Source organism: Polaromonas sp. P3_C2, from assembly GCF_056402675.1.
Genome location: NZ_JBFUGX010001176.1, coordinates 1 through 695, shown reverse-complemented (window position 1 = coordinate 695; position 695 = coordinate 1). Strand labels below are relative to the sequence as shown.

At 50.4% G+C, this 695-nt stretch carries 1 protein-coding gene; it reads left to right on the top strand.

Going from position 1 to position 695, the window contains the following annotated elements; translation table 11 throughout:
• On the top strand, positions 1–619 hold a 619-nt coding region (locus AC1DWI_RS25420), incomplete at its 5' end, for an RHS repeat-associated core domain-containing protein (RefSeq protein WP_477726221.1).
• Between the last annotated feature and the right edge of the window lie 76 nt (positions 620–695).

Genomic DNA, 695 nt, shown 5'->3' with positions numbered 1-695 from the left:
GTACAACCCGAGGATCGGGCGCTATATGCAGTCCGATCCCATCGGGCTCAGAGGTGGCATTAACACATACAGTTATGTCGGAGGCAACCCAAACAGCTTTACCGACCCGAGTGGGTTAGTACCCGCGGCAGCCGGTTTGTTGTGTCTTGTTCCCGGTGTTGGATGGGTGAGTTGTGCAACCGTTGCAACCGGCGTGGTGGTAGTTGGTGGGACATATTTTTTTATTAAGAACTATGGCTCGGCGATTGCAAATGCTACTTCTCAGATGTGTGAGGCTACTTACAATGGTGTTCGCAATTGGATGGGTAATAGCACGAACTCGGAAAGCGCTAATGAAGGAAATAGATTTCCTGATCGAGATCTTCCAAGACACCCAAGACATAACACACCAGTACCAGACCCCGAAGCGGAGGGTCGCCCACATACTCAGCTTGGACAAAGAGACGGACGACGAGGAAGATATGACCAAGCAAGAGAGTTTGATGAAAAGGGAAACCCAGTGAGGGATATTGATTTCACTGATCACGGTCGAGGACATCCCAACCCGCATCAACACCAATATGAGCCTGGCGCAACGGGTGGAACACCCAGCCGTGGAAAATTTATACCGCTCGACTAAAGGAGGTTTTCATGAGTGATTCCTTAAAAGATTTCCCCATCACGGGAGAGGCTTGCTGCATGGTTCTTCGCAAGGG